This window comes from Neisseria sp. P0009.S007, from assembly GCF_051962515.1.
This window is the reverse complement of record NZ_JBQCVF010000007.1, coordinates 1-3,147: the sequence shown is the minus strand read 5'-3', so window position 1 is coordinate 3,147 and position 3,147 is coordinate 1. Positions and strand designations below refer to the sequence as shown.

At 46.8% G+C, this 3,147-nt stretch carries 4 protein-coding genes; 2 read left to right on the top strand and 2 right to left on the bottom strand.

The window, feature by feature from the left end:
- Positions 1 to 129: 129 nt before the first annotated feature.
- On the bottom strand, positions 130 to 1,020 hold the full coding sequence (locus tag ACTHS3_RS01870; RefSeq protein ID WP_440366976.1) for a DMT family transporter: 891 nt from the start codon (positions 1,018 to 1,020) through the stop codon (positions 130 to 132).
- Between the two features lie 175 nt (positions 1,021 to 1,195).
- Between ACTHS3_RS01870 and ACTHS3_RS01865 the strand changes: the two genes are divergently transcribed.
- Complete coding sequence (locus ACTHS3_RS01865; protein ID WP_004519329.1) at positions 1,196 to 1,543, top strand: hypothetical protein; 348 nt, start codon at positions 1,196 to 1,198, stop codon at positions 1,541 to 1,543.
- A gap of 72 nt (positions 1,544 to 1,615) precedes the next feature.
- Here ACTHS3_RS01865 and ACTHS3_RS01860 read toward each other — a convergent pair whose 3' ends face one another.
- Positions 1,616 to 2,368 carry a CPBP family glutamic-type intramembrane protease gene (locus ACTHS3_RS01860; RefSeq protein ID WP_004519330.1) on the bottom strand — a complete coding sequence of 251 codons (753 nt, stop codon included), beginning with the start codon at positions 2,366 to 2,368 and terminating at the stop codon, positions 1,616 to 1,618.
- A 205-nt stretch (positions 2,369 to 2,573) separates the two neighbouring features.
- On the opposite strand from ACTHS3_RS01860, the gene ACTHS3_RS01855 reads away from it, so the two are divergent.
- Positions 2,574 to 2,972 carry a DUF350 domain-containing protein gene (locus tag ACTHS3_RS01855; protein WP_039861961.1) on the top strand — a complete coding sequence of 133 codons (399 nt, stop codon included), beginning with the start codon at positions 2,574 to 2,576 and terminating at the stop codon, positions 2,970 to 2,972.
- Positions 2,973 to 3,147 lie beyond the last annotated feature (175 nt).

The following is a 3,147-nucleotide window of genomic DNA, read 5'->3' as shown; positions in this document are numbered from 1 at the left end:
TTTTTGTTTTGCGGCCAACAAGGCTTCTTCCAATTGGCGGAAATCGTCCAAAGTGAACTCGTTGTACAGCGCTACGTTTAAGCCGTAAGATTGTTCGCGGATGGAAATCATGGTGTTCTCCTTGTTAAATTATTGCTTCATCAGAAATTTTTTGATTGAGGCCGGAGTAAAACTGCTGAACACGCCGCCTGCAACAATGATAACCATGCCGGCGGCTTCCTGCCAAGTGATTTTATCGCCGAAAAGCAGTACGCCGGACAGGGCGGAGAAAACGACAGCCAGGTAGGAAAGTGAGGCAACGGTAAATTTCTTGCCGACCTTATAGGCGCGGGTCATGGCCAGTTGGGCAATCATGGCGGAGATGCCGATGCCGGCCAGATAGGGCAGGGAAGACACGGTCAGCGGATGCCAGCCGGTAAAGCAATTCCAAATGGCAGACATAATCAGGCCGGTAAGCGACAGATAAAACACCACGCGCCAGCCAGGCTCGCCCAAAAGCGAGAGTTCGCGCACCTTCAAATACGCCCAGCCCGACATGGCGCCGCCTGCTAAGCTGACCAGCGCGGCAAATTCCTGTCCGCCTTGAAAAGATGGGTTGAGCAACAGGATAACGCCGATAAAGCCCATAACCAAAATGGCTTGGGTATAAAGCGTAATTCTTTCTTTTAAAATGAAAAATGAAAAGATGGCAAGCCAGATGGAGGACGTGTAGTTGAGTGTGACGCCTGTTGCCAGCGGCAGGTGCATGACGGAATAAAACGTGCACATCATGGCAAGCGTGCCGATGACGCTGCGGTTGAGATGGGTTTTCCAATGCGGCGTGGAAAACGTGTTGCCTTGCGCTTTGGCCATGATGCCTAAGAACAGGGTGGAGACCAGCATGCGCCAAAAGACCAGCTCGCCGCTGGAAAAGCCGAATTGCGTTGAGGCGGCTTTGATGGAGAGGTTCATGACGGTAAAGCCGAGCGCGGCAATAACCATCCATGCCGAGCCGAGCGGATCTTTTCTGACGGTTTCCATTTGATGGGTATATAAAGCGATTTTATTAATAAGAAAATATTATACAGATCAATCAGGCCGTCTGAAAAATATCGTTGGGTTTCAGACGGCCTTTAGATTAAGAAATGAGAATTATTATTGAACAATATAGTGGTTTTTTGTAGAATGAAAGCCCTATTTTCAAGAAAGGCTTGTCATGAAAGTTGCCAATATTTCTGCCGTATTGCTGTCTGCTTTGTTTTCCGTTGCTGTTTCTGCCGCGCCTTTGGGAGAGGTTTCTTCAGAAAACGGTAAGATTTTCAGCGGCGAAAATTACATGGTCGTTAAGAAAGACATGAAGAAAGGGGAGCAGATTAAGCCGCACGATCATCCGGGTTTTAAAACGTTGATTTTTGCCGTTGGAAAAGGAAGCTTTGACGTAACCTTGAATCAGAAGGAAAAACATACGGTTGGCGCAGGCTCGGTGCTGCGATTTGGCGGAGATGTCGTGATTGAGGCCGTTGCAACTGAAGATGCGAATGTGGCAATTACGTTGATTAAGTAAGCCGATAGATGATAAAAGGCCGTCTGAAGATGATGTTTCAGACGGCCTTGTTTATTCAGTCAACCATTGCCATTAAGCGCAAATCAAATAGATGAAGCCGGAGCCGAAGATATCTGCCAAGGCGTGAATCAGGAAAAACGGCAGCAGGTTTTTGACTTTGTATTTATAGAAGAAGTAGTACATCAAGCCGAAAACAACGCCGATAACGGTCGCCCAAAGCATGCCTTGATAAGTATGGAAGGAGATGCGCACCAAGGTCGAATAGGCCAATGCCTGCCATTTGTATTTGTCTTCCACGCAGGTCAAGAGGCCGAGGAAACAGAATTCCTCATAAAAGCCGTTTAAAAGGCCGTAGAGGATGGCCATCGGCGCAAGGGCGGCGAATTTGTCAAAAATGGATAATGGTTTGATGTATTGGAAGATTTCAGTGGTGAAGTAATTGTAGCCGCCGCTTAACGAAGTTACCGCATCGGCGGTCAGACCCATCAGGATAAAAATCACAGGCGTCCAAAACAACACGCCTAAGTTAAAACGAATCGGCAATTGTTTGAAGTCGAAACGGCGGATAACGAGGTAAATCAGAGCAATAGCAAGCAGCGTCAACTGCAGGCTCATGTTTTCAGAATAAGCCACGCCGGTTACCGCAGTATCGCGCGCCTCTTCGGCAACCGCGGCTGTTTCCACTTGCGGCATCAGGCTGGCGATATAAAGTTGGGTAGAACGGTAGGCAAATTGACCGAACAGGATAGCGGTCACAATCAGCATGTCAAACCAGCGCAAATGGCGCAAAGGCTCTTTAGGGCGGATAGCGGCGAGTATGCTCATATTCTCCTCTTTGCTCTAATAAATAACGGTGCGCAATAGTTACATAAACATACAAAAATCGTCAACGATTATCACAATAAAACATGAATTAAAAATCAGACCGTTTCAGACGGCCTGAAGCGCTTCTAAAAATGCCATATTTTTCGAAGGGTTTATCTTCAAAAATATGGCATAATCACTTTATTGCAAACCAAGGAATCTTATCGTGAGTATTTCTCTGTCCCAATATCTGCTCTACCTGCAATACATGTTGGCAGGTATCGCCATGACCGTTGTTTTTGCTGCCGTATATCTGCGGATTACACCCGTTGAAGAATTGCGCCTGATTAAAAACGGCAACCTTGCCTGCGCCTTGTCATTTGGCGGCGCGTTGGTCGGTTTTTGTCTGACGCTTGCCTCAAGCATTGCACACAGCGTCAGCTTCATCGATTTTATCCTGTGGGCCCTTGCCGCAGCCGTAATTCAGATTTTTGTCTATTTCGCTGCGACAATGATGATTAAAGGCGCTACCGCAGAACTCATCGGTAACAATGTTGCCGTCGGCGCGTTGTTTGGTGCAGTGTCCATCTCGATCGGCATTTTGAATGCGGCTTGCTTGACTTGATTTTGATGGTCGGTTGGATAGCAAAAGATGTGCTGTTCCTGACTCCTACCTAGAAAAATTATCGGTAGATTTTTTTGACTGATAAGGTCTTATGTCTGATGGTATTGGCGTTATAGTGAAATTCTGAAAGCATCAAAAAATTCAGACGGCCTGTTATATACAAGGCCGTCTGAAA